Origin of the sequence: Paenalcaligenes hominis (assembly GCF_011927625.1) — a bacterium.
Classification (GTDB): domain Bacteria; phylum Pseudomonadota; class Gammaproteobacteria; order Burkholderiales; family Burkholderiaceae_B; genus Paenalcaligenes; species Paenalcaligenes hominis.
On sequence record NZ_JAATIZ010000002.1, the window covers coordinates 194628 to 219878 of the forward strand.

23 protein-coding genes are annotated in these 25251 nt (G+C 49.1%); 11 read left to right on the forward strand and 12 right to left on the reverse strand.

What is annotated here, in order from left to right; all coding sequences use genetic code 11:
- Positions 1-32 precede the first annotated feature (32 nt).
- From GGR41_RS04930 to tkt, 3 genes are read right to left on the reverse strand one after another with little or no spacing between them, the layout of a single operon-like run.
- A complete protein-coding gene (locus GGR41_RS04930; RefSeq protein ID WP_167660917.1) occupies positions 33-1229 on the reverse strand; it encodes a phosphoglycerate kinase in 1197 nt (398 codons plus the stop codon).
- A 54-nt stretch (positions 1230-1283) separates the two neighbouring features.
- On the reverse strand, positions 1284-2300 hold the full coding sequence (gap, locus tag GGR41_RS04935) for a type I glyceraldehyde-3-phosphate dehydrogenase (protein ID WP_167660918.1): 1017 nt from the start codon (positions 2298-2300) through the stop codon (positions 1284-1286).
- 13 nt (positions 2301-2313) lie between these two features.
- Positions 2314-4359, reverse strand: coding sequence for a transketolase (gene tkt, locus GGR41_RS04940; RefSeq protein WP_167660919.1), 2046 nt, complete (start codon positions 4357-4359; stop codon positions 2314-2316).
- Positions 4360-4524: 165 nt separating this feature from the next.
- Here tkt and GGR41_RS04945 point away from each other — a divergent pair, with 165 nt between their 5' ends.
- A complete protein-coding gene (locus GGR41_RS04945; RefSeq protein WP_167660920.1) occupies positions 4525-5271 on the forward strand; it encodes a 16S rRNA (uracil(1498)-N(3))-methyltransferase in 747 nt (248 codons plus the stop codon).
- Here GGR41_RS04945 and GGR41_RS04950 read toward each other — a convergent pair whose 3' ends face one another.
- The 3 genes from GGR41_RS04950 to GGR41_RS04960 all read right to left on the reverse strand — a co-directional run bounded on the left by GGR41_RS04950 (position 5272) and on the right by GGR41_RS04960 (position 9220).
- Complete coding sequence (locus GGR41_RS04950) at positions 5272-5736, reverse strand: barstar family protein (RefSeq protein ID WP_077734611.1); 465 nt, start codon at positions 5734-5736, stop codon at positions 5272-5274.
- Between the two features lie 188 nt (positions 5737-5924).
- Positions 5925-8219 carry an NADP-dependent malic enzyme gene (locus tag GGR41_RS04955; protein WP_167660921.1) on the reverse strand — a complete coding sequence of 765 codons (2295 nt, stop codon included), beginning with the start codon at positions 8217-8219 and terminating at the stop codon, positions 5925-5927.
- Between the two features lie 110 nt (positions 8220-8329).
- The gene (locus tag GGR41_RS04960) at positions 8330-9220 is read right to left on the reverse strand and encodes a hypothetical protein (protein ID WP_167660922.1); all 891 of its coding nucleotides are present in this window, start codon (positions 9218-9220) and stop codon (positions 8330-8332) included.
- A 53-nt stretch (positions 9221-9273) separates the two neighbouring features.
- On the opposite strand from GGR41_RS04960, the gene GGR41_RS04965 reads away from it, so the two are divergent.
- On the forward strand, positions 9274-10431 hold the full coding sequence (locus GGR41_RS04965; RefSeq protein ID WP_167660923.1) for a pyridoxal phosphate-dependent aminotransferase: 1158 nt from the start codon (positions 9274-9276) through the stop codon (positions 10429-10431).
- Here GGR41_RS04965 and GGR41_RS04970 read toward each other — a convergent pair.
- Complete coding sequence (locus GGR41_RS04970; RefSeq protein ID WP_167660924.1) at positions 10428-11261, reverse strand: transglycosylase SLT domain-containing protein; 834 nt, start codon at positions 11259-11261, stop codon at positions 10428-10430. The genes GGR41_RS04965 and GGR41_RS04970 overlap by 4 nt on opposite strands.
- A 78-nt stretch (positions 11262-11339) precedes the next feature.
- On the opposite strand from GGR41_RS04970, the gene GGR41_RS04975 reads away from it, so the two are divergent.
- On the forward strand, positions 11340-12884 hold the full coding sequence (locus GGR41_RS04975; RefSeq protein WP_077734603.1) for a UbiD family decarboxylase: 1545 nt from the start codon (positions 11340-11342) through the stop codon (positions 12882-12884).
- Between the two features lie 46 nt (positions 12885-12930).
- Here GGR41_RS04975 and GGR41_RS04980 read toward each other — a convergent pair whose 3' ends face one another.
- From GGR41_RS04980 to dacB, 5 genes are all read right to left on the reverse strand, one after another.
- The gene (locus GGR41_RS04980) at positions 12931-13353 is read right to left on the reverse strand and encodes a hypothetical protein (RefSeq protein ID WP_167660925.1); all 423 of its coding nucleotides are present in this window, start codon (positions 13351-13353) and stop codon (positions 12931-12933) included.
- Positions 13353-13739: a phage holin family protein gene (locus GGR41_RS04985; protein WP_077734599.1), complete on the reverse strand. Its 387-nt coding sequence runs from the start codon at positions 13737-13739 to the stop codon at positions 13353-13355. Before GGR41_RS04985 ends, GGR41_RS04980 begins: the two co-directional genes overlap by 1 nt.
- 59 nt (positions 13740-13798) lie before the next feature.
- Positions 13799-14116, reverse strand: coding sequence for an ElaB/YgaM/YqjD family protein (locus tag GGR41_RS04990; protein WP_077734597.1), 318 nt, complete (start codon positions 14114-14116; stop codon positions 13799-13801).
- Between the two features lie 176 nt (positions 14117-14292).
- On the reverse strand, positions 14293-14934 hold the full coding sequence (gene upp / locus GGR41_RS04995; protein ID WP_167661255.1) for a uracil phosphoribosyltransferase: 642 nt from the start codon (positions 14932-14934) through the stop codon (positions 14293-14295).
- A 78-nt stretch (positions 14935-15012) separates the two neighbouring features.
- Positions 15013-16446, reverse strand: coding sequence for a D-alanyl-D-alanine carboxypeptidase/D-alanyl-D-alanine endopeptidase (gene dacB / locus GGR41_RS05000; protein WP_167660926.1), 1434 nt, complete (start codon positions 16444-16446; stop codon positions 15013-15015).
- Positions 16447-16621: 175 nt separating this feature from the next.
- Between dacB and queA the strand changes: the two genes are divergently transcribed.
- From queA to ybeY, 8 genes are all read left to right on the forward strand, one after another.
- Positions 16622-17686: a tRNA preQ1(34) S-adenosylmethionine ribosyltransferase-isomerase QueA gene (gene queA, locus GGR41_RS05005; RefSeq protein WP_167660927.1), complete on the forward strand. Its 1065-nt coding sequence runs from the start codon at positions 16622-16624 to the stop codon at positions 17684-17686.
- Positions 17683-18819: a tRNA guanosine(34) transglycosylase Tgt gene (gene tgt, locus GGR41_RS05010; protein WP_077734591.1), complete on the forward strand. Its 1137-nt coding sequence runs from the start codon at positions 17683-17685 to the stop codon at positions 18817-18819. The genes queA and tgt overlap by 4 nt, the downstream gene beginning before the upstream one ends.
- A 64-nt stretch (positions 18820-18883) precedes the next feature.
- A complete protein-coding gene (gene yajC, locus GGR41_RS05015) occupies positions 18884-19225 on the forward strand; it encodes a preprotein translocase subunit YajC (RefSeq protein WP_167660928.1) in 342 nt (113 codons plus the stop codon).
- 66 nt (positions 19226-19291) lie between these two features.
- Positions 19292-21169 carry a protein translocase subunit SecD gene (secD, locus tag GGR41_RS05020; RefSeq protein ID WP_167660929.1) on the forward strand — a complete coding sequence of 626 codons (1878 nt, stop codon included), beginning with the start codon at positions 19292-19294 and terminating at the stop codon, positions 21167-21169.
- Between the two features lie 2 nt (positions 21170-21171).
- The gene (secF, locus tag GGR41_RS05025; protein WP_077734587.1) at positions 21172-22116 is read left to right on the forward strand and encodes a protein translocase subunit SecF; all 945 of its coding nucleotides are present in this window, start codon (positions 21172-21174) and stop codon (positions 22114-22116) included.
- A 192-nt stretch (positions 22117-22308) separates the two neighbouring features.
- Positions 22309-23709, forward strand: coding sequence for a tRNA (N6-isopentenyl adenosine(37)-C2)-methylthiotransferase MiaB (miaB, locus tag GGR41_RS05030; RefSeq protein ID WP_167660930.1), 1401 nt, complete (start codon positions 22309-22311; stop codon positions 23707-23709).
- Positions 23709-24704, forward strand: coding sequence for a PhoH family protein (locus GGR41_RS05035; RefSeq protein ID WP_077734583.1), 996 nt, complete (start codon positions 23709-23711; stop codon positions 24702-24704). The genes miaB and GGR41_RS05035 overlap by 1 nt, the downstream gene beginning before the upstream one ends.
- A 5-nt stretch (positions 24705-24709) precedes the next feature.
- Positions 24710-25192 (forward strand): rRNA maturation RNase YbeY, encoded by a 483-nt coding sequence (ybeY, locus tag GGR41_RS05040; RefSeq protein WP_167660931.1) that lies wholly within the window; start codon positions 24710-24712, stop codon positions 25190-25192.
- Positions 25193-25251 lie beyond the last annotated feature (59 nt).

The window sequence follows — 25251 nt, forward strand, 5'->3', positions numbered from 1 at the left end:
AGCCTTTTATCTTTACCCAGCTGAAAGAGGCATTACGCTAAAGCACGTTCCTCTAGTACCGCTACGGCAGGTAAGCGTTTGCCTTCCAAAAACTCAAGAAAAGCCCCGCCACCTGTGGATATATACCCGACCTTATCGGCAATACCAAACTTGGCAATGGCCGCTAGCGTATCCCCCCCACCAGCAATGGAAAAAGCGGTTGAATCGGCAATCGCATTCGCAATGGTACGCGTTCCACTGGCAAAGGCCGGAAACTCAAACACACCCACTGGACCATTCCATACAATCGTGCCGGCATTACGTAAAATCTCTGCAAGCTGTTGAGCAGACTCGGGACCAATATCTAGGATTAAGTCGTCATCTTCTACCTCTGCAGCCGCTTTGGTGGTAGCCACTGCATCGGTCGAAAAGCTTTTAGCACAGACCACATCCGTTGGTACCGGCACTGCTGCGTCACGCGCCGCCATTTGCTTTAATACCGCTTTGGCCTCATCAATTTGATCCGTCTCAGCCAACGACTTGCCAATTGGTTGCCCCGTTGCGGCCATGAATGTATTGGCGATGCCACCACCAACGATCAACTGATCTACCTTGTCAGCCAAAGCACATAAGATGGATAATTTAGTGGAGACCTTTGCACCCCCTACTATCGCGACCAAAGGACGAGCTGGGTCTTTTAGGGTACGTCCTAGTGCCTCTAGTTCTGCTGCTAACAGTGGCCCCGCACACACTACCGGTGCAAAACGAGCAATACCCTCGGTAGTGGCTTGAGCACGGTGCGCGGTACCAAACGCATCGTTCACATATACATCACACAAAGCAGCCATTTTTTTAGCTAAGGTTGTGTCATTGGCTTTTTCGCCCACATTACAACGGCAATTTTCAAGCAGCACTACCTGACCGGGCGCTACATCAACCCCATCAACCCAATCACGACGTAGGGGCACAGGCAAAGCCAGCATTTTAGAAAGGCGCTCAGCCACAGGAGCGAGTGAGTCTTCAGGCATCACTACGCCTTCTTTAGGACGTCCTAAATGCGAAGTGACCATGACCGCTGCGCCAGCATCGAGTGCCATACGTATCGCAGGTAGCGACGCTTTAATGCGTGTATCTTCAGTAATTTCACCTTTACTTAAGGGCACGTTTAAATCGGAACGAATAAAAACGCGCTTGCCTTTAAGTTGGCCGGCGGCCGCTAACTCGGCCAAAGTCGTAATCGATGTACTCATGGTTGCTTTAGACAAAATAAAAGCGGGGCAAGCCCCGCCTAAAACAGAAAAGGATTATTTTGCAGACATCATGGCTGCAGTCGTATCGAGCATACGAACAGAGAAAGCCCATTCGTTATCATACCAAGCAGCGACTTTAACCAAGTTGCCCGATACTTTAGTTAATAAAGAATCGACAATACTGGATGGGGTGCTGTGGTTGTGATCAATAGAAACCAATGGCTCGTCACAGTATGCTAAGACCCCGTTTAGGCGCCCTTCAGCGGCTGTTTTAAGAATATGGTTTACCTCTTCGACATCCGTAGCGCGTGCAGCCACAAAGGTTAGATCCACCATGGAAACGTTCACAGTAGGCACACGTACAGCGTAACCGTCTAACTTGCCGTTTAGCTCGGGTAACACCAGCCCCACTGCGGCGGCGGCTCCGGTTTTAGTGGGGATAAGGCTTTCTGCTGCCGCACGGGCACGACGTAAGTCCTTATGCGCCACATCAATGAGCACTTGATCATTGGTATAGGCATGAATGGTTGTCATTAAGCCATTCACTAGACCTAGCTCGTCATGTAGCGGCTGGACTAAGGGCGCTAAACAGTTTGTGGTACATGAGGCATTAGATACAACCGTATCGCTGGCTTTCAACGTGTCGTGGTTGACGCCATACACAATGGTTGCATCGACGTCTTTTCCACCCGGAGCAGAAATCAAGACTTTTTTAGCACCGGCTTGTATGTGCGCCCCTGCGGCTTCTTTGGTGGTAAAACGACCGGTACATTCAAGCACCACATCCACATCAAGCTCGCCCCAAGGCAGTTTAGTGGGATCGCGCTCGGACAACAAACGAATGCGATCACCATTAACAACTAAGTACTGGTTGTCTTCCGTTAGCTCGACATCCGCATTAAAGCGTCCGTGAACTGAGTCATAGCGCGTAAGATGACGTGCGACGACATCTTGACCAGGGGCGTTAACGGCGACGATCTCAATACCGTGTTTTTTACCGTACTCGTAATGGGCACGTAGTGTCATGCGGCCAATACGACCGTAACCGTTAATAGCGACACGAATGGTCATGTATGTATCTCCTTTACAGAACTTGCTCTGCGGCTTTGACTAACTGAGCCGCTGTAATGCCAAAATGTTCGAATAATGCGCCAGCCGGAGCAGACTCCCCATAGGTGTCTAAACCAATAACGGCACCATCTAAACCTACATATTTATACCAGCCAGTGGTAGACCCTGCCTCGATAGCCACGCGGGGAACACCGGGTAATAGTACGCTATTACGCCACTCAGCATCTTGCTCGTCGAATACATTAGTACAAGGCATAGACACCACACGCGCAGCAATGCCTTTATCGGACAACTGAGCCTGAGCATCTAAAGCAATCTCTACCTCGGAACCCGTTGCGATGAGGATAACCTGGGGCTGCTCGACATCTGCCAACACATAGCCCCCTTTAGCAATGGCGGCTATCGTGGCCTGATCACGGGGGACAAAACGTAGATTTTGACGTGAAAGCAATAACGCGCTTGGCCCACCCTGTTTAACAGCTAGGCCAACACTTTGTGGACGAGCCAAGGCTTGAACCCAAGCCACAGCCGTTTCAGTGGTATCGCAAGGACGCCACACGTGCAAGTTAGGGATTAAACGTAAACTTGTCGCGTGTTCGATAGATTGGTGGGTGGGGCCGTCTTCGCCCAAACCAATAGAGTCGTGCGTAAACACATGGATAACGCGCTGTTTCATAAGCGCAGCCATACGAATAGCATTGCGTGAGTAATCAGAGAAGGTCAGGAAGGTGCCACCAAATGGCACATAACCACCGTGCAAGGCCATCCCGTTCATGACCGCGGCCATACCAAACTCGCGCACACCATAATTAATATGACGACCAAACTGAATGCCGTCTTTGCCTACACGTAGTGGCTCCACGCCAGGCCAGTTGGTTAAATTAGAACCCGTTAAGTCGGCCGAACCACCTATCATTTCAGGGATTTCAGGGGCTAAGGCACTAATCGCGAGCTGCGAGGCTTTGCGTGTCGCAACGGTTTCGGCCTTGGCGTTGGTGGCGGCAATGAAGTCTTGGGCCAACGCATCAAAATTAGCAGGCAATTCGCCCGCCATACGACGGATGAGTTCAGCGGCAAGCTCGGGATAGGCGGCTTGGTACGCAGCAAACAGTGTATTCCACTCGGACTCGGCCTGTTGCCCACGGGCTTTGGCATCCCACTGCTCGTAGACTTCGCTAGGCAGCTCGAACGGTGCATGTGGCCAATCTATGGCGGCACGAGTTAGTGCAATCTCTGCATCGCCCAATGGCGCACCGTGTGATTTTTCAGAGCCAGCTAAATTGGGGGAACCTTGTCCGATTACAGTGCGACAACAGATTAAAGTAGGCCCTTGGTGTTGATTTGCATAGGTTTTGGCTTGATTGACTGCCGCGTTAACGGCTTCGGCATCGTGACCGTCTACGGCTGGAATTACATTCCAACCGTAACTGCGAAAGCGTGCAGGCGTATCATCACTAAACCACGGCTCGACCTGACCATCAATAGAAATACCGTTATCATCGTAGAGCACAATTAGCTTAGAGAGCTTAAGCGTACCAGCTAAGGAACACGCCTCGTGGGAGATGCCTTCCATAAGGCATCCATCACCGATAAAAACATAGGTAAAATGATCGATAATCGAGTAGTCAGGGCGATTGAATTCCTTGGCTAATAGGGCTTCAGCTAACGCCATGCCCACCGCATTTGTTAGGCCTTGGCCTAATGGTCCAGTGGTGGTTTCTACCCCTGCTGTGTAGCCTACCTCGGGATGACCAGGAGTACGTGAATGCAGCTGGCGGAAGTTTTTCAACTCCTCTATGGGTAAGTCGTAACCAGTTAAATGCAACAAGGCATAAATCAACATAGAGCCATGACCGTTAGATAAAACAAAACGGTCGCGGTCGAACCAATTAGGGTTTTGAGGATTATGCTTTAGGTGACGGTTCCATACTACCTCGGCGATTTCAGCCATCCCCATTGGGGCGCCGGGGTGACCGGATTTAGCACATTGAACGGCATCCATAGCTAATGCACGGATTGCGTTAGCCATAGTCTTTGCGGTGGAAGGAGGAAGATCCATGAAATGCTCTCTAGGGGGTAATAAGCGTATTGCCAAACCCATTAAATCAATCAGAAATTCTAAAGTCTTTGATTTTAGCATTATTGAGCAATACAAATCGCTCTCAACGAATCCACTCGCTGTTCTACTCCTTTTTTACCCCCTTTACTTTGTATTTATACAACTATGAGTTTGCCCCGTTTTTTTTACCCCTATGCCATCGAACCTCAGGCCACCCTCGATTTACCGAAAGAGCTCGCTCATTACATGCAGCGTGTTTTGCGACTAGCCGACCAAACCCATATCACCTTATTTAATGGCCAAGGCGGTGAATTCAATGCCCAAATTCATTATGAAGGCAAACAGGTACGCGCTCATATTTTGACGTTCACGCCTATTGAGCGCGAGCTGCCTTTACGTTTGACTATTGCTCAAGGGCTCGCTACGGGCGATAAGATGGACTGGATTTGTGAAAAATCAGTAGAAATGGGCGCCTATGCGCTACAGCCTATTGCCGCCCAATACAGTACCTTAAAGCTTTCAGGTGAACGCTTAGAAAAACGGCTACAACATTGGCAGCGTATTGCACAATCAGCGAGTGAGCAATGCGGACGCAATCAGCTATTACAGGTAGAGCCCTTAGCCACCCTAAAACAGCTGTGCCAATCATTACAACCAGACGATTTACTGCTGTTTTGTGACCCCGACGCCCCCCAGCACTTCCCAGACGCTATCCGCCAGGCCACCGCACAGCAACGCTCTCATTGGATCCTATTAATCGGGCCCGAGGGTGGCTGGTCGGACGAAGAAAAGAAAATAGCGCTCAATGCAGGCGCTATTTCTATGCGGTTTGGAGCACGTGTTTTACGTACCGAAACCGCTGCTATCGCCTTAGTGGGCGCAATACGCGGCCAACTGGGCTGGATCGAGTGATTAGTCTTCGGATGTGCCCGAATAGGGGGTGGGCGCAATGCCTGGATCAGGGTCGGGATGCTTGCCGGCGTGAATCACGGTATAAGCAAAATAGCGGCCCTTGTTACTGGCAAAATCTGCCACATCATTGCATACACTAATAATCGCTTGGGCGTCATCAGCTAATGCCGGATCGCCAGTGTGTAATTTATTAAACCAGACATACAAGCCGGTTTTTTGATCTAAAACGGTATCGCACAAACAGTCGTATAAGGCATCCAGATCGTTGCCGAAAAACTCGGGAAAATCAACGGCTTTGACGATAGCGCGAAGCACAGCAGAGCGGCTACGAGCACGATCGCACTCTACCGTAACAGAAGTGATATCGGCCGCTTGTGCCAAAGCAAAAATCCCGTCCTGCTGGGACTCGGTGGCCTCGATGAGACCTCCATTCTGCAGTAAAGCTTGCAGCGTAGCTTGGCTCATTCCCTTGCCTCCAGAATAGTGTGAATAATGAGTTGCTTAATCATGGTGGTTGAATCCTGCTTGAGTTCTTTCTATTGACTAATTAAAGTCGCTTTTTTAATCTATTTTCGCTGCTTTAGGCAAGCACAGAACACGGAATGGTCTAGAGTGCTGTTTTTTATGCACAGCACCCTAGGAGTGAGGGTTGGTTAACCGCCGTACTTCGTATTTGCCTCGAGCACAGTTAAGGCCGTCATGTTGATGATACGGCGCACTGATGAAGTCGCCGTTAAAATGCTGACGGGTGCATTCGCGCCTAGTAAAAATGGCCCAATGGCAACGTTACCACCTCGGTCTGTTTTCAACAGGTTATAGGCAATATTTGCTGCATCGACGTTGGGGCAAACCAACAAGTTAGCTGAACCAGATAAGGTAGTATTAGGCAAAATGCTTTTGCGCATTTCTTCGTCTAAAGCGCAATCGCCATGCATTTCACCATCTACCTCGAGGTCTGGCTCCCACTGGCGAATTAGGTCTAATGCCTCGCGCATTTTGGTGCTAGAAGGGGTGACCTCTGTACCAAAATTAGAGCGCGACAACAACGCGGCCTTAGGTACCAGACTAAGCTCTTTCATGCGGCGTGCCGAAGCAATCGTAATTTCTGCCACTTGCTCTGCGGTGGGGTTGTCATTAACGTGGGTGTCCGCAATGGCAACGGTGCGCTCGCCTAATACTAAAATATTCATCGCGCCGTAGGTTTTGGCACCGGGGGCTTTACCAATGAGCTCATCCACATAACGCAAATGATTTGCATAAGTGCCAACCGTGCCGCAGATCATGCCATCTGCTTCGCCTAGATGCACCATCATGGCGCCAATCAAAGTGAAACGACGTCGCATTTCGACGCGTGCCATTTCCTTGGTTACGCCATCGCGACTACGTAGCTCCCAATAGGCTTGCCAATACGTATTAAAACGATCGTCCTGCTCGGGGTTAGTGATTTCAATATCAATACCCGGACGTAGGCGCAAACCATAGCGTGCAATACGTTGCTCAATGACAGATGGACGGCCTACCAAAATAGGTTTGGCTAATTGTTCGTCCACCACCACTTGTACCGCACGTAATACGCGCTCGTCTTCCCCTTCGGCAAATACAATGCGTGACTTTGCGCCGTCTTTAACTAAGCCCTTAGCAATACCGTAAATTGGCTTCATAAACGCACCAGAACGGTGCATAAATTGCTGCAACTGGTAGGTGTAGCTGCCAAAATCCTTAATAGGACGTGTTGCTACCCCTTCGAGCATACCAGCTTGAGCCACAGCGGGTGCAATGCGGGAAATAAGACGGGAATCAAACGGTTTAGGGATAAAGTAGTTGCGCCCAAACTCTACGTCTTCGAGCCCATACGCCGCGGCTACTAACTCGTCTTGTTCCTCGCGTGCTAACTGGCAAATTGCATGCACGGCGGCTTTTTCCATACCACGTGTAATGGTAGTGGCCCCGATATCTAGAGCACCGCGGAAAATATAAGGAAAACAAAGAACATTGTTAACCTGGTTGGGGTAATCGGAACGCCCTGTCGCCATGACCACGTCATCGCGCACAGCATGAGCAATTTCAGGCAGAATTTCAGGAGTAGGGTTGGCTAAAGCCAAAATCAAAGGACGTGGTGCCATTTGTGCCACCATTTCCGCCTTTAAGACCCCACCTGCTGATAAGCCTAAAAACACATCGGCATCGGCAATCACATCGGCTAATACACGCGCCTCTGTGGCTTGAGCGTATTGGGCTTTTTTTTCGTCCATCAATACGGTGCGGCCTTGGAAAACCACCCCTTCGATGTCCGTTAACCAAATATTTTCAAGAGGTAAACCGAGATCTACCATCAGATCTAGACATGCTAACGCCGCAGCACCCGCGCCTGATACCACCACCTTGACTGTCTTTAGGTCTTTTTCAACCACTGATAAGCCGTTTAGGAATGCAGAAGCCACACAAATAGCGGTGCCATGTTGGTCGTCGTGAAAGACTGGGATATTCATGCGTTCACGCAGCTTGCGCTCAACCTCGAAACATTCGGGCGCCTTGATGTCTTCGAGGTTAATGCCACCAAAGGTTGGCTCTAGGCCCGCAATAATATCGACGAGTTTATCTGGATCGGTTTCATTGATCTCAATATCAAACACATCAATACCAGCAAAGTTTTTAAATAATACGGCTTTGCCTTCCATTACAGGTTTGGAGGCTAAAGCACCAATGTTACCCAAGCCCAACACAGCGGTACCGTTTGTGATGACCCCGACTAAATTGCCTCGGCCTGTGTAACGGTACGCATTTTGTGGGTCAGCCACAATTTCCTCGCAAGCAGCGGCCACACCGGGCGAGTAGGCGAGCGCCAAATCGCGTTGGTTAGCTAATTGCTTGGTGGGCGTAACCGATAATTTACCGGGGCGCCCCTGTTCGTGATATTCCAGCGCGGCTTTACGCAGATTTTCATCCATGACGACAACTATCCTACAAGAGTAATGCTGATTGTTTAGAAAATGGAATAGCTATTCTACTCGCTGAACCACACATGTCCATGCTGCAGCACAGCATATAAAAGAAAAAGTTATGAGTAACGCAGCGTTATAAAAAGCTCAGTGGGATCAAACACCTTTTTCACTGCCGCATCAAGCTCTTGAGCATAAATTAAGGTCTTAGGCTCAATGAGAGGGACAGAGGAGCGCCGTGGTGCGGCTTGCCAAACAGTGAGATCCATAACGACCCACTCTAACAGACCTAGGTCTTGTCCTGCACCTAAGAGGAGATGGGCAAGATTGAGTGAAGGGTTTGATGTATTGAATATATCAAGACGATAAGTGGCTGGCCACTCGGATACAGAAAGCGGCTGAGCCCACTCTGAATGAGCGAGTTGAAATAACTGCGGTATCACCGCGCGTAATGTCGCGGTGTTTAACGGTTTGGTATTTTCAACCCCGAAAGGACCTAAGCTACCTACGGACCCATCGGCCATCAGTAATGAAGCATGTACCAGCCCGCTGTGAGCCAAATGCTGCAGTGCGTAGGACTGATAATGGGGGCTTCCTAACCATTGCGCCACCCACAGGGCGTCAGGGATATCTGCGGGGATGGTAAAGCCAATTTCTCGTAGTTGAGCCATGGTGACGCCTGCCTGCATAAACCATTGATTCCCCTTGTTATTCACTGGCATTAATTGGTTTAAATACGACAAATCCAAGCAGAGTGAGGGGGCTAAATCGGCTTCATGAGGGATTAGGTCTTGGCCCACATACAGCTTTACCCCAAATGTCTGGCATAATTGACGAGCATGATGAATATCTGTGCTTTGCTGTGCGGTGCACAAAGCTTGCTGCGAGTTCGGCCCCAACGTCCGAATGCTACCCTGCGTTTTACGTCCTAGCGCCAACAAAAACTGATCCCAAGGTTGTAACTCGGGCGCTTTACCACCTAAAAAAGCGCGCCTAGATGGATTCTGCATGTATCCTCCACGGATATATTTCATTCACAATTAAATAATGAGACCTGTTTAGTATGCCCCGCCTAGCCCATCGCACGGAGCTGGCTTTGCCATTCCATGCTGTAGAACTCTTTAAAGAAGCAAACACTTTAGCTGCTCAAGGCAACGATATTATTAGCCTTGGTATTGGTGAACCTGATTTTACTGCGCCCCCATCCGTAGTAGAAGCACTGAACCGAGCGGCATCCGCGGGCAAGGCACAATACACGGCGCCATCAGGCACTCCTGAACTCAAACAAGCTATTTGTGACTACTACCGCACACACTTCAATGCCCAGGTGAATCCAGATCAAATTATGGTTACAGCGGGGGCATCGGGGGCACTTAGTTTGGCAACGCTTGCTCTGATCAATCCGGGCGATGAGATCCTTATGCCCGACCCGTCATACCCCGCCAATCAAAATTTCATCTTAGCTGCCGGAGGCGTTTCACGCCTGATTCCCACCACTGCTGAAAACCGTTTTCACCTTACAGCCACCGATATCGCCACACACTGGACCGATAAAACGCGTGGTGTGTTGATTGCGTCGCCTAGCAATCCAACTGGCGCGACTATCGCTAAAGCCGATCTCGAAGCCCTCATCCACGCCGTTAAAGCCCGTGGCGGTTTTGTGATTATGGACGAAATTTACCTAGGGCTTTACTACGAGGACAAACCCGAGAGCGCCCTTTGTATAGACAAAAACTTAATCGTTATTAATAGTTTTTCCAAATACTTTCACATGACGGGGTGGCGCTTGGGCTGGTTGATTGCCCCTAGCGCAATTATTCCTGCTATGGAAAAACTAGCTGCCAGTCTATCAATTTGTGCGCCCTCGCTAGCGCAACATGCCGCCTTAGCTTGTTTTGAACCCGACGCCTTAGCTATTTACGAGCAGCGTCGTTTGGCCTTTAAAGCCCGTCGTGACTTCTTGTTACCGGCCTTTGCCTCGTTAGGCTTAGCCGTGCCAGTCACCCCTGATGGTGCTTTTTATATTTATGCGGATGTGTCTGCCCATAGCCCTAATAGCCATCAGTTTTCAGAACAGCTTTTACACCAAGCGCATGTCGCCGCCGTACCCGGCATGGACTTTGGGCCTACCTATGCACAAAAAATGCTGCGCTTTTCGTATTCCACCACCATGGAACGCCTCGAAGAGGCCATTGAGCGGATGCGTAAATTTTTGGCTTAGTCTTTAACAGCTATTCCGGACGCCAATGCAATGCGGCGGCGTTCGGCCAGTACTTTTGCCCCATACCCCCCATCGCTGGGGCCGGTGGCTCCTACATAGCAGGCTAAGGCGCCGGTAACCGACCCGCGACGACGTTTGCAATCATACAAAATCTGTGTGCCAGCGCGAATATTAGCCACAGGGCTAAACACAGCCAAGTTGCCTTCGGTGTAGCCTTCAAGCTTGTCTTGGTGCACACGTGTCATTACCTGCATTAAGCCTTGTGCACCTGCATGGCTTTCTACAAAAGGGTTATAGGTTGATTCAATCGCAATTACAGCCAAAATTAGCAATGGGTCCAAATCTTTATCCCGACCATTTTCATAAGCTAATTGAATTAACGCACCCGTAATCACGTTAGATAATTTGTATTTACGTGAAATATAACTACGTAATGCATGCAATTGGGTACGACTGACCCCGTTAATACTGATCCCTCCTGCCGACTGCTGTAAGACCTGAGCAAAACTGGTGTAAGCCGAAGGCGAAGGCCGAGTGACCTGAGTGTCTCCGTCTTTATTAATTACCACCCCTTCCGTTTCATTATTGTGCAATAGCCAACCTAGGGTCACGTATTCACCTCGGCTCATGACCTCGGGACGCAACGCCTCGACGACGACTTCGTAGATATGCTTGGCTTGATCACGGATAGTGGGAACCGCTGCGCCTGCAGCAATAGTTACCAGTACTGCTATTCCTAAATAAATGGCACATAAGTGAACAAATTCACCGAGCCGTGAATGCACAAATTGCAGGCTACGGTTGATCCACGGGTGGCCTACACTAGACATAGCCCTTATTCCTCTATAATGAATTAAACTGATCATACCCCTAACGCCCCCTGTGTGAAACTGGAGCATTCAATCCCTGTGAAATACCGCGACTTACGTGACTTTATCCAACAGCTCGAAAAAGCGGGTGAACTTAAACGTATCACCCAACCTATTTCCACTCATTTAGAAATGACAGAAATCGGAGATCGGGTATTACGAGCCGAGGGCCCTGCACTCTTGTTTGAGCAGCCCATCCACTTAAATCAACCTGCCAAAATCCCTGTGCTAGCCAACCTGTTTGGCACACCAAAACGTGTAGCGTGGGGAATGGGTGCGGATGACATCAGCGCCTTGCGCGATGTAGGCGAGCTTTTAGCTAATTTACGTGAACCCGAGCCACCTCGCGGTCTAAAAGACGCTTTCTCAAAGATTTCTATGCTGAAGTCTGCTTTGTGGGATATGGCGCCTAAACAAGTCAAAAGCCCGCCGTGCCAAGACATTGTGCTCGAAGGCGCCGACGTGAATCTTGATGATATCCCCCTGCAATACTGCTGGCCCGGTGATGCCGCCCCCCTATTAACCTGGGGGTTAGTCATTACCAAGGGGCCAAATGCCCGGCGCCAAAACTTAGGCATTTATCGTCAACAGCAAATCGGCCGCAATAAGCTCATTATGCGCTGGCTCTCACACCGAGGGGGCGCCCTCGACTTTAGAGACCACGCTTTGGCTAATCCTGGCGAGCCCTTTCCTATTGCCGTCGCATTAGGTTGCGATCCCGCTACAATCTTAGGTGCCGTCACACCTGTCCCTGACAGTCTTTCCGAATACCAATTTGCGGGATTATTGCGTGGCTCTCGTACCGAGTTAGCTAAGGCTATTGGCAGTGATCTCTCCGTACCGGCTTATGCGGAAATTGTGCTCGAGGGCCATATTCTGCCTAGTAGCCACCCCGATGCGGTTCGCCCCGAGGTACCCGAGGGCGTTAATCCTCTACCCGCCTCCGATTACGAAATGGCCTTAGAGGGTCCTTACGGTGACCATACGGGCTATTACAATGAACAAGACTGGTTCCCTGTATTTACCGTAGAGCGCATTACTATGCGCCGCAACCCTATCTATCACAGTACTTATACTGGCAAACCGCCTGATGAGCCTGCAGTATTAGGGGTAGCCTTAAACGAGGTCTTTGTGCCTTTATTAAAACGTCAATTACCTGAAATTGTCGATTTTTACCTACCTCCCGAAGGCTGCAGTTATCGGCTCGCCGTCGTCTCCATTCGCAAGCAATACGCCGGGCATGCTAAGCGCGTTATGTTTGGGGTCTGGAGTATTTTGCGCCAGTTTATGTACACAAAATTTATTGTTGTGGTAGATGAAGACATCGACACGCGCGACTGGAAAGAGGTCGTGTGGGCCATGACGACTCGTATGGATCCTGTACGCGACACGGTGCTAGTGGAAAACACACCCATTGATTATTTAGATTTTGCCTCGCCAGTGTCGGGGTTAGGCGGCAAGATGGGGATGGATGCAACGAACAAGTGGCCCGGCGAAACTCAGCGCGAGTGGGGTCGCGTCATCAACATGGACCCAGAGGTAGTTAAAAAAGTCGACAGCCTTTGGAGCGATCTAGGCCTATAGAAAAACAGCCCTCGTAGTGAGGGCTGCTTTCATTATGATGAGGCCATTAAAATGGCCCGATAACCGTCGATTTCGACCGGCTTCTAGGCTGTATATAGCGCTCTTGCTTTTTTGCGTGTAAATGCTGATAGGCCCCAAATAGGCGCCAAGCCGTTAACGCCATTGCGCCAAGACGCCATTTCTTTTTACCAAGGACGCTGCTTAATAACGCAGAAGCACCAGAAAATAAAAGAGGGTAGCGTCGTCCTGACGAGAAAATAAGATCAACCCACGACCCCATCCCTGCACCTAAGCCTGAACTTAAACCGTGGGTAAGTTGGCTACGGACTACATTGAATAACGTGCTGGGTTCAAGGCTATGGCTTAGCTCGGAGGCCACTTTGCACAGTTGACCACGCTCTACTGCTGCTCGCGCTCGTAACACCTCGATACGAACTTTACGCTCTAAATAAGGATTGGATTTAGCCATTATGCGTCCTCATCGTCGGTACGTAACCGATCCAATAACTGAATATCGCGCCCTAGCTCATCAAGAGTCACAGCAAAGGGCATAGGCTCTCGGGTTAAACGCCGCACGATCCTAAGACTAAAAACAATGGCTAACACCGCATACACGGCCATTAATATGCCTATTGCCCAATATCTATATTCCGTAGGCCAAAATAACAAAGCAATCCACAAACTAAAAACCAAAATAGCAAGGGTAGAAAATAGCAATGCCCCCGCAAATAAGGCTAATAACTGGATTAAACTGGCTTTTTGTTCACCGGCCTCAAGAGCAAAAATCTCGAGCCGAGTGCGTAAGATAGAAAGTGCGGTACTACCTAGAGCACCAACACGGTGTCTTAATGACATGCTCTGCCCTTTTATTGGTAAAAAAGCCCTTTACACAAAGTAAAGGGCTTGAAGTGGGTTTATTTGCGGCTAACTAGCATCCCAAATAACAAGCCGACTAAGCCGGCAATACCAATCGCTTGCCAAGGGTTGTCGTGAACATAATGATCAGTTGCTTTGACGGCCTCGCGTCCACGTTCCACCATGATCTCTTGGGTATCGTGTAAGGCCTCACGAGTAGTACGTAAAGAGTTTAATGCTGCTTCGCGCATTTCGTTGGCCTTATCACCGGTGGCCTCTGCTGCGTCTCGCAACAAACGCTCTGCGTCGTCTAAGCTGCTTTTCACATTGTCAATTAGCTCATTTTCTGCTTTACGTGCATCATTCTTAGTTACCATAACGAACTCCTAGGGTTAAGAGAAAACAGGATTGGTATACCTATACTTTACCACTTGATGCAAAGCTCTAGTTTAGATTCTCTGCAAAGCGTGTAAATTTAATTTCATGCTACTTGATTTCAATCGATGCCGCTGCAAACCAAACCCCCAGTTTGTAAGAATTTATCGCAAAAACTTTATGACTCAACTTTTTGACGTGTGCCAAAAATACGATCGCCTGCATCGCCCAAACCAGGAATAATATAACCGTGCTCATCTAAGTGGCTATCGATGGATGCGGTATAGATCTCTACGTCTGGATGCGCGTCTTGAACTGCTTTGATGCCCTCGGGAGCAGCCACTAAGACTAAAGCGCGAATGGTTTTACAACCCGCCTTTTTCAGTAAATCAATAGTAGCTACTAACGACCCACCTGTGGCCAACATGGGGTCAATAATTAATGCAAAGCGTTGATCTAGCTCGCCAACTAAGCGCTCTAGGTAGGTTTGAGCCTCTAGGGTTTCCTCGTTGCGGGCAATACCAATGACCGAAACCTTGGCGCCAGGAACGAGGCTTAATACCCCGTCCAGCATGCCTATACCAGCCCGTAAAATAGGCACCACTGTTATTTTTTTACCTGCGATTTTTTCTACGTTTATCTCGCCACACCAACCGTTAATTGCAGTACTTTCCAAAGGCAGATCTTTAGTGGCTTCGTAGGTTAAGAGTGCCGCAATTTCTTGTGACATTTCCCTAAAGTTTTTTGTACTTAGGTCGGCCCGACGCATCAGCCCAAGTTTATGACGAATCAGGGGGTGTTGGATTTCATGTATTGCCATGTCGTATTCTTTAAAAAGATCTTTGGGGCTCATAGGAATGAGCGAGTACTAAGTGATTTTAAGCTATTTGCGCTGAATTTACTGCTCGGCCAACCACTTTACTAAGGCATCGTCAAAAGGGCGTACTGCAGCTGTTCCCTCGCCATTTACCATGCTAACCATAATATAACGCTTGCCGCTGCTGCCCAGTACATACCCAGCCAAAGCCCGAGCATCGCGCAAGGTACCAGTTTTCAAATGGGCCCGACCCTGAACCTCATCATCGCGTAAACGACGACGCACCGTGCCATCTACCCCAGAAATAGCCAAAGAGGAAATAAACTCTGGCATATAGTTTGACTGCCAGATCACATCAAGCATTTGAGCCATGCCATTGGCTGTGACACGGGCTTCGCGCGCTAAGCCAGAGCCATTTGAAACGCGCCAACCGGCAGTGTTAATGCCCTGTGCACGTAGAATTTGAATCACTGCATTTTCTGCTGAGCCCACCGTAGCGCCATTGCCATTAATCTGGTTGCCTACGCTTAGCAACAGCAAAGTAGCCATAACGTTATTGCTTTGCTTGTTAATTACGCGTATTTGATCGGCTAAACTACGGGAATCTTGCCAAACTAAGGCTTGGGCTTGACGAGGAACGGCCCCGGCACTGATATCGTGCGCTAAGGTGCCCCCGAGCTCTTTCCAAATCATTTTAAAGACACCGTCAAAGAAAGCCTGCTGACCCATAGTAAGGCGATACACACTGAACTCGCCACACGAGCCGGCTGCTGTGCCTGAGGCTTGTACGGTTACGCCATTGGGCGCGGATTGAATTCGCGTTCCCACTACGGGCGAGCCAGGGCAACGCTGGTCGCTCCACTGCACTTGATTTTCCAGGCGTACTCCAGGGATGGGGGGGTCGATAAACCCAACCCACTTTTTGTTTTTTGAATCCGGTTGAAAAACCAAACGTGAGGCACCAAAACCTACCATCATTGCGTCAGGGCTGGCGTTGTAGGGACGATCCCCGGCCCCATCAAAGGCATAGGTGTCTGTGGTCACCTGACCGAAAACTTGACGATCAATGATGACTTGGCTTAGGTTTTTAATGCCGCGCATCCGTACATCGCGTAATAAGTCCCAAAGATCGGGCACAGAGAACATTGGGTTCCCTGATGCTTTGATATAAAGCGGACCATGTAAGGTGCCTTGTTCATCAATACGCGCATTCGGTTGAGTATAAACAGTAGTACGCCAGGTGTGCTCGGGACCTAAGGCAGATAAGCCCGCCCAAGTGGTAACCATTTTCATTACTGAGGCCGGATTACGGGGCACAGTCGAGTTGTGCTGCACCAGCATAGGACCATCTACTTCTTTTACCACTAACGATAAAGCCGCATCAGGCAAGCGCGTATTTTTCCACACCTGTTGTAATTCGGCCGGTAACTGTTGAGCCCAAAGCTGAACACTTATTACACTCAAACCGACAAGCGTCATAGCCCGGTGTCGGATCGCTAAAGCGACAAAGCGCATACTAGATTCCCCACTAAATACAGTTAATAACCACGACATTGCGTTATACAAAATCCCATTCTACACAGCAATACTCAGCTTGTGACACGGCTTTAACCATAAAACCTAGTGTGCAAATGGGCAGAGTTGCTTAAAATACGACTCTGCGCTTCTCTACAGCTATTATTTATTATCTATGTCTGATTCCGCCTCGCTTCCGCTTTCTCTTTTTGATTATCACTTACCTGACGAACTCATCGCTCAGCATCCAGCTCAAACACGTACGGGTAGCCGCTTGATGCACTTAGATGCCCAAGGGCAGTGTCACGACCACTCTTTTACCGAGCTACCGCATTTTCTTCGCGCCGGTGACTTACTTGTGTTTAACAACACTCAAGTGATTAAAGCACGCTTACATGGCCAGAAAGAATCAGGCGGCAAGGTCGAAGTGTTAATCGAGCGTATTGTTAACGAGCACGCTGCGCTGGCTCATATTCGTGCAAGCAAAGCGCCCAAGCCGGGTACACGCCTGATTTTTTCTGAGGGCGATTTGGTGTTAACCGTAACAGGTCGGGATGACGCCTTGTTCGAAGTCGAATTTGATCAACCGGCCTTAGACGCCTTAGAGCGCTTTGGTGCGTTACCATTGCCGCCCTATATCACCCACAATGCCGAACAAACAGATGAAGACCGCTATCAAACGGTGTATGCTCAGCATCCAGGCGCCGTTGCAGCACCTACTGCTGGCTTGCACTTTGACCAACCTTTACTCCAACACCTTCAAGACCAAGGGGTGCAAATTGCGTTTGTGACTTTGCATGTAGGCGCTGGTACGTTTCAGCCTGTACGCGTTGAACAGATTACTGATCACCAAATGCATGCTGAGCGCTATACCGTCCCTGCCGCCACGCTTGCAGCCATAGCGCAAACGCGCGCGGCCGGCAACAGGGTCATTGCGGTGGGTACAACTAGTGTCAGAGCCCTAGAGTCTGCTGCCCAACCCGAGAAAACTCAGGGCATTCTGCTCAGCAATGGGGACATCCAAGGCGATACCCGTATTTTTATTACTCCTGGCTATCAATTTCAGTGCATTGATGCGTTAATCACTAACTTTCATCTTCCCCAATCCACCTTATTAATGTTAGTGTCTGCTCTGGCAGGCATTGAGCCGATCCGTGCCGCATACCATCATGCCGTACAAATGCACTATCGCTTTTTTAGTTATGGCGATGCCATGTTTATAGAAAAATTTAATTCATGAGTGGACTTAATTTTCAATTAGTTAAAACCGATGGCAAAGCCCGTCGTGGCACAATCACCCTAAATCACGGTGAGGTGCAGACCCCTATTTTTATGCCCGTAGGCACCTATGGCAGCGTGAAGTCGATGCTGCCGCACGAGCTCAAAGACATTGGGGCTCAAATCGTATTAGGCAATACGTTTCATTTGTGGCTGCGCCCTGGCACACACACCATGGAAAACCATGGCGGCCTGCATTCATTTATGGGTTGGGACAAGCCCATCTTGACCGACTCGGGCGGTTTTCAAGTATTTAGCCTGAAAGGAATGCGTAAAATCACCGAAGAAGGGGTGACTTTTGCCTCTCCTATTAACGGCGACAAACTGTTTTTAACACCCGAAGAATCCATGCGCATTCAACGCAGTTTAAACTCCGATATTGCGATGGTGTTTGATGAGTGCACCCCCTATTTAATCGACGGGCGCCCTGCTACGCATGATGAAGCCGCACAGTCCATGCGCATGTCGTTACGTTGGGCCAAACGCTCTAGACAGGCTTTCAAAGACACCGAAAACCCCAACGCACTTTTCGGTATTGTACAAGGCGGCATGTACGAAGATTTACGCGATGAATCGTTAGCCGGACTGACAGATATTGGCTTTGAGGGCTACGCGATTGGCGGGTTATCTGTCGGAGAACCTAAAGAGGACATGCTGCGCATCCTCGAGCACACCACGCCCGCTTTACCCGAGCAGGCACCCCGCTATTTGATGGGTGTTGGCACCCCCGAAGATCTTGTCGATGGCGTAGCCAATGGCATTGACATGTTTGACTGTGTGATGCCTACACGCAATGCACGTAACGGCTGGTTGTTTACACGCTTTGGAGATGTCAAAATCCGCAATGCGCGGTATAAAGATGACACCAAACCATTAGACCCGAGCTGTAGTTGTCATACCTGTCAGCATTTCAGTCGTTCTTACTTGCATCATTTACAACGTGCAAATGAAATTACTGGGGCTCGTTTAAACACCTTGCATAATCTGCATTTTTATTTACAAATCATGCAAGAAATGCGCGATGCCATTGAGGCTGGCCGCTTTGAGGCCTGGCGTAAGCAATTTGCCTCAGATCGTGCCCGTGGTATTGAATAAGCATTACAATAGCCCATTTATTACAATTTCCTGAACAACTTTTTCCCTTTAGTGGAGCAAACTCATGTCCTTAACTCAAGTCCTTACCTTGATTCCAGCACAAGCGGCTGATGCCCCCAGCGCCTTAGCTAGCATGTTGCCAATTATCTTAATGTTCGTGATTTTGTACTTTTTGATGATTCGTCCTCAGATGAAACGTCAAAAAGAACATCGCAACTTGGTAGCTAATCTAAGCAAAGGTGACGAAGTCATTACAGGTGGTGGCATTGCCGGTACAGTAACCAAGCTTAACGACAACTTCGTTACTATCACCGTGGCCGATATTGCGGACAAGCCTGTTGAAATCATTGTGCAACGCCAAGCCGTTAGCTCTGTATTGCCTAAGGGCACCCTCAAATCACTGTAATTGGTACGTTCAGGTCCCTAGTGATACCTTTGCCACTAGGGGCTATGTGCCGTTGCCGCTAAAACTATGAACCGTTACCCCCTTTGGAAATACCTCACCGTATTGGTGGCGCTCGTCATCGGCGTGCTCTACACCATCCCTAATCTTTTCGGTGAATCCCCTGCCGTACAAGTTGCCAGCGCTAAATCCATTGTAAAAGTCGATTTATCCACCCTTAATCAAGTGGAGGATATTTTACGTCGCCATCAAATTGATATGGATGGGGCCTATTTCGAGCAAAATGGGCCTGCCGGCACGGTACGTATTCGTTTCAACTCAACCGACACTCAGCTCAAAGCCAAAGATTTATTGGAAAAAGAGCTTATTCGCAATCCCGATGATCCTGATTACACAGTCGCTCTGAATCTGATGTCATCGACGCCGCACTGGCTCACCGCTATTGGCGCCAAGCCGATGCACTTAGGGTTGGACTTACGCGGTGGCGTGCACTTCTTACTTGAAGTGGACATGCAAGGGGCCTTAACTAGCCGTTACGACTCCCTCGCCTCTGAAGTACGTACAGCGTTACGCGAGGCTGATATCCGCGCCCAAAGCATCGAACGTCAGGGTCAATCCATTGTGATGGGCTTTGCTTCGGCGGCAGACCGTGATGCCGCTCAGACCCATTTGCGTCGCCAACTAGCTGACTTGCAGTTCAACCCTAGCGGCTCGGACACTGAGCTTCAAGCGGTGCTGTCTGATCTTTCTATTCAGCAAACGCAAGCCAATGCCTTACGTCAAAACATCACCACGCTGCACAATCGTATTAACGAACTTGGCGTCGCTGAACCTATTATTCAGCAGCAAGGTGCAGACCGCATTGTGGTGCAATTACCGGGTGTCCAAGACGTAGCAAAAGCCAAAGAGATTTTGGGCCGTACCGCTACGCTAGAGATCCGCATGGTCGATGATTCACCCACAGCGCTAGCTGCCCTAGCCGCGGGTACTGTTCCTTTCGGTCTAGAACGCTATAAAGACCGTGATGGTCAAGAGCTACTGTTACGCCGTCAAGTCATCTTAACGGGTGAAAACCTTCAAGACGCTCAGCCTGGACGCGACTCTCAAACGCAACAACCTACCGTTAATTTGACTTTGGATAGCAAAGGGGCGCGTATTTTCCGCGACGTCACGCGCAACAACATCAATAAACGTATGGCCATTGTTCTCTTTGAGAAAGGCCAAGGCGAAGTCGTGACGGCACCGGTTATTCGCTCTGAAATTCCTGGCGGACAAGTACAAATCTCAGGCAGTATGGGTGTACAAGAGGCTGCCGATGTGGCTTTGCTGTTGCGCGCTGGTTCGCTAGCTGCCCCAATGAGCATTATTGAAGAGCGCACCATTGGCCCAAGCCTCGGTGCAGAAAATATCAAACAAGGCTTTAACTCGACTTTATATGGGTTTATTGCCTTAGCGATTTTCATTATTGTGTACTACCACCTCTTCGGTATTTTCTCTACGCTTGGTCTAACCTTTAATATTCTCTTGCTGTTAGCCGTACTGTCTATGCTGCAAGCCACGATGACCTTGCCTGGTATTGCCGCGCTGGCATTAACCTTGGGTATGGCGATTGACGCTAACGTACTGATTAACGAGCGGATTCGTGAAGAGCTTCGCAATGGTCTCAGCCCCCAACAAGCCATTCATGCTGGGTTTGATCGCGCTTGGGCCACCATTTTTGACTCAAACCTGACTAGCTTAATTGTGGGTGTGGTGTTGCTCTCTTTTGGTTCCGGTCCGGTACGAGGTTTTGCCGTTGTTCATACTATCGGTATTTTGACGTCTATGTTCTCTTCCGTCGTCGGAGTACGTGCCTTGGTTAACCTTTGGTACGGCGGGCGTCGTCGTCTGAAAACCATTGCTATCGGGCAAGTTTGGAAACCCACTGATTCAAACAAGGCAGACTAATTATGGAACTGTTTCGTATTTCACGTATTATCCCCTTCATGCGGCATGTGAAGGTGTTGAACTTAATTAGTTTTGCTGCCTTTATTGCTGCCGTGTTTTTTATCGTGGTGCGCGGGTTTAATCTCTCCATTGAGTTCACCGGTGGTACGGTCATGGAGGTGCACTACGAGCAAACCGCCCAGGTCGAGGAAATTCGTAACGCTCTGTCTGACATTGGCTATAGCGATTTTCAAGTGCAAAGCTTTGGTACGTCTCAGGATGTGCTCATTCGTTTGCCTGCTACAGATACCAATGACACTTCGGCACAAAGCGAGTCGGTGCTGGCGGCTTTACAAGCCCAACACAGTGACGTAGAGCTACGTCGTGTCGAGTTTGTAGGCCCTCAGGTCGGCCAAGAGCTCGTACACAATGGTTTGTTGGCTCTGCTCTTTGTCGTGGTTGGCATTATGGTGTATTTGGCGTTCCGCTTTGAGTGGAAACTTGCCATTGCGTGTGCAATTGCCAACCTGCACGACGTGGTCATTATTTTGGGATTTTTTGCTTTGTTCCAGTGGGAGTTTTCCTTGCCGGTCTTAGCAGGTGTGTTGGCTGTGCTGGGGTATTCCGTCAACGAATCCGTCGTGGTTATGGATCGTATTCGCGAAAACTTCCGCAAACAGCGTCGCATGCCCGTACCAGAAATTATTAACTTGTCTATTACACAAAACATTTCTCGTACGATCATTACGCATGGCTCAACACAGTTAATGGTGTTATCCATGTTCTTCTTTGGTGGCCCTACGCTGCATTATTTCTCCTTAGCATTAACCATTGGGATTTGGTTTGGGATTTACTCGTCTGTGTTTGTGGCGTCGGGTATTTCTCTTGGTCTAGGCTTAAAACGCGAAGACTTAATTCCTAAGCAAGTGAATAAAGATGAAGAGCCCACCGCTGAAGCGCTTGATTAAGGCTAATTTAACTTTGCCTGTCCCGCATTACGGCTGGCGATAAACAAAAGGCTGCTTGATATCAAGCAGCCTTTTGTGCTTTTTATACCGCATCCATGTGAATTAACTGCTTTTCATAAGCAGGCACCGTTATAATGCTTGGTTTAACTTTCACTTTGCCCACGGGGTCTACACCCGCTACGGCTTACTACTATGCAAAAAGATACCCTCACTTCTGATACCGCTACGCCAGCTAGCCCAAAGGCGCCACGCAAACTTTTTATTCGTACCTTTGGCTGTCAAATGAACGAGTACGACTCCGAGAAAATGGCGGATGTACTGAATAAGTACGGCCCAGTAGAAATGACTACCACTCCGGACGATGCTGATATTATTCTTTTCAACACCTGTTCAGTACGAGAAAAGGCACAAGAGAAAGTCTTTTCTGACTTAGGGCGGGTGCGTCATCTAAAACAACAAAACCCAGAACTCATCATTGGCGTGGGCGGGTGCGTTGCCAGCCAAGAAGGTAAAACCATTATCGAGCGTGCTCCGTATGTGGATGTCGTGTTTGGCCCTCAGACCTTACACCGTCTACCTGAGCTAATCGTAGAGCGCAAGAAAAAAGGGCGAGCCCAAGTCGATATTAGCTTTCCAGAAATCGAGAAATTCGACAATCTACCCCCTGCCCGTATTGATGGCCCCACCGCTTTTGTTTCCATTATGGAAGGCTGCAGTAAATACTGTAGCTTTTGTGTGGTGCCTTATACTCGTGGTGCTGAAATCTCACGTCCATTTGAAGACGTACTGATCGAAGTCGCTGATCTCGCCGACCAAGGCGTAAAAGAAATCACACTGTTAGGTCAAAACGTCAATGCTTATCGTGGCGCTATGCCTGATAGCGACGAAATTGCTGACTTTGCGATGTTGCTTGAATACGTACACGAGATTCCAGGTATTGAACGTATTCGTTACACCACCTCGCACCCAAAAGAAATGACGTCGCGTCTCATTGAGGCCCACGGCAAACTCCCTAAGTTGGTCCCTTTCTTGCACTTACCCGTGCAAGCAGGTAGCGACCGTGTCCTAAGCGCCATGAAACGCGGCTACACCTCATTAGAATTCAAATCTATCGCACGGCGCTTGCGTGCTGCACGCCCCGGCTTAACGCTTTCTTCGGATTTTATTGTGGGTTTCCCAGGCGAAACCGAGGCCGATTTTGAAAAAACCATGCAACTTATTCAAGATGTCGGGTTTGATACGTCGTTCTCGTTTGTGTACTCACGTCGCCCTGGCACACCAGCAGCAGATCTAGCGGACGATGTCACCAAAGAGGAAAAATTCAATCGCCTCCATCGCCTCCAAGCTTTGATTAACGAACAAGCCAATGCCATTGCTCAAAGCATGGTGGGCACTGAACAAGTCGTATTGGTTGAACGCTTATCTAGACGGGACGACAACGAAATTATGGGCCGTACCGAAAACAATCGTATCGTCAACTTTCCAGGTCAGTCACGACTCATCGGCCAACTGGTCAAAGTACGCATCACTGAAGCCTTAACCAACACGCTACGCGGTGAAATTATTACCACCGACACTGTGAGTGGAGCCTAATGTCCAACCCGAAGCAAACCGTACACCTCGAAGGGGATAACACCCACTTGGCCAATTTTTGTGGCCCTCTTGATGAAAACCTGCGTCAAATTGCCGTCGCTTATGACGTACAACTACGTCGTCGCGGCGAACACGTGATTTTAGAGGGGGCTAAGGCCGAATTGGCTGCAGACGCCATCCGTTGGTTTCATGATCGCGCTGTTCATAAGTCTCTTAGCCTGGATGATATCCAGTTAGGGTTAGTCGAACTTCGTGCCAAAGAAAAGCCAATGGATGCCGACCCCATTCGCGACTTTAGCGAGGAGTACATTCCCGTTGCACCGGTATTAAATGAAGGCGAGCTTAATCTTCGCACGCGTCGACGTGATCTAAGACCCCGCACGCCCCGTCAACGTGATTACTTAGGTCAAATTCTTAATCACGACATTACCTTTGGCATCGGGCCCGCAGGCACAGGTAAAACCTTTTTAGCGGTGGCATGCGCGATTGATGCCCTTGAGCGCGAGGCCGTTGAACGCATTGTGCTAACTCGGCCTGCCGTCGAAGCCGGTGAACGTTTAGGCTTTTTACCTGGGGATCTCAATCAGAAAGTCGATCCGTATTTACGGCCACTTTATGATGCACTCTACGACCTGATGGGGTTCGAGAAAGTACAGCGTTTATTTGAAAAACAAGTCATTGAAATAGCGCCTTTGGCTTATATGCGTGGGCGTACGCTCAATCACTCATTTATTATTTTAGATGAAGCGCAAAACACCACCCCCTCGCAAATGAAAATGTTTCTTACGCGTACTGGCTTTGGCAGTAAAGCCGTCATCACTGGCGACCCTTCCCAAATTGATTTACCTAAAGGGCAATCCAGTGGGTTGATGCACGCGGTTTCTATTTTAAAAGGGGTAAAAGGCATTGCTTTATGTCAGCTCTCTAGCAAAGACGTAGTGCGTCACCCCTTAGTAGGCCGAATTGTTGACGCCTACGAGTCGCACGGACAATAACTCGTATGATTCCCGTAGAACTCGACATTCAATTTGCTATTTCTCATCCAGACCTCACCTCAGAGCGGATTACGCTCTGGGTGCAAACAGCCGTAAGCGAAGCGACTAAAGTTTATACTGATGCTGGTTTATCTGTTCCGTACGCCCAAGCTCAGTTCACCTTTCGCTTTTGTGATGCAGACGAGGCAAAGGCGCTAAATCATCAGTACCGCGATAAAGATTACGCAACGAATGTGCTGACATTCGAATACGGCATTGATGCAACAGAAACAGTCAGCAGTGATATTATTATTTGTATTCCTGTTCTAGAGGCTGAAGCCCTAGAGCAGAAAAAAACATTTCTTGACCATGCCGCTCACCTTTGTATTCATGGGGTACTGCACGCTCTTGGATACGATCATCTAGACGATGATGAGGCCGAAGAAATGGAGGGTCTAGAAATCGATATTTTGCAGCACCTAGCTATAGCTAACCCTTATTTAGGTTAATTTCGCATAACAAAAGCTGCACTTTTAAGTTATGCTAAACCATTATCAATTCCGTCCTT